This window comes from Fictibacillus aquaticus, from assembly GCF_002245695.1.
In the GTDB taxonomy this organism is placed as follows: domain Bacteria; phylum Bacillota; class Bacilli; order Bacillales; family Fictibacillaceae; genus Fictibacillus; species Fictibacillus aquaticus.
In genome coordinates this window covers 1-1184 of record NZ_NOII01000069.1, presented here as the reverse complement: position 1 = coordinate 1184, position 1184 = coordinate 1, and the positions used below count along the sequence as shown (strand labels likewise).

At 46.9% G+C, this 1184-nt stretch carries 2 protein-coding genes; one reads left to right on the top strand and one right to left on the bottom strand.

Features of this window, described 5'->3' with window-relative positions; all coding sequences use genetic code 11:
* Nucleotides 1-296: LSM domain-containing protein (locus tag CGZ90_RS20890; protein ID WP_094254200.1), on the top strand; the 296-nt coding region annotated here is incomplete at its 5' end.
* A gap of 50 nt (nucleotides 297-346) precedes the next feature.
* On the opposite strand, the gene CGZ90_RS19715 is transcribed toward CGZ90_RS20890, so the two are convergent.
* Nucleotides 347-1184: NAD(P)/FAD-dependent oxidoreductase (locus tag CGZ90_RS19715; RefSeq protein WP_106408332.1), on the bottom strand; the 838-nt coding region annotated here is incomplete at its 5' end.

Sequence of the window (1184 nt, the reverse complement as noted above, 5' to 3'; positions counted from 1 at the left end):
GCTGCGGAGAATCATCATCTGTTCCATATGGCATCCATTATACCCATCAGCATAAGCATTTCCACTTGCTCTGTCAGACACATATGGGCAGAAATGTCGAGATAGAGATGCAGGACGGCAAGGTATACACGGGCAAGATGCATAGTTTTGACAACGACAACATGTATCTTGCTATGCAGGGTGAGACGGAAAGGGACAGCCGGGTTTTCTTCGTCGGCCCATGGGTTTATCCGGGATTTGGCGTGTTTGGTTTTCCTTTCTGGGGAGTAAGACGATTCCGCCCTCTTTGGTGGTAAAAGCAAAAAAAAGAGTCTGAACCTTTTATGAGGATCAGACTTTTTTTGCGTTATACCTGATATTTGTAAAGCCAGAGAATTCCCGATTTCAGCAATCGTGGAACGCGGCCGATAAGTGCCGCTGTTCCCATCGTGCCGAATCCGCTTTTCTTGCCGAGAGATCCCATGACACCTTTAAGCTTAATTTCGTCAAGCTCCGGCATCGTTTCGTTATTCCATTTGGCGAGGAGCACTTCAGCAATCTGTTCAGCCTGCTCTTCAGCAAGCTGGGCGCTCGGTGCAAACGGAAGGCTTGCACAGTCACCGACAACAAAAACACTGTTATCTTCTGGAAGATGGTGATATGGAGAAAGAACGACTCGCCCTTGAGCATCTTTTTCCACATCCAGATCTCTTACGATGCGGTTAGGCTGTATTCCTGCTGTCCAAACGACAGCATCGCAGTCAATTCTTTCATCATGGTTGTACAAACATCCTTCTTCAACCTTTGTAATGTTTGAGCGGTTGATGACCTCGACACCGTGTTCGATGAACCAGTTCTGTACATAGTTGCTCAAACGCTTTTTAAAAGCAGGAAGGATAATCTCGCCGCGGTCAAAAAGCTTGATGGACAAGTCTGGGCGGCTTTCCCTAAGTTCAGAGGCAAGCTCAACTCCGCTAAGTCCAGCACCGACTACGCCGACAACCGCATTGGCAGGAAGATTGTTCAGGATTTGATACGTCTGTCTTGATTTGTCGATCGTCTGGATGCTTAACGTATGTTCCTGCGCTCCAGGTACACCGTGATATTTGTCTTCGCATCCTAAACCCACAATAAGATCATCATAATAAATAGGATCTTGCCCTTGTAAATGGACAGCTTTTTCAGAGAGCTGGATTTCCGTCACT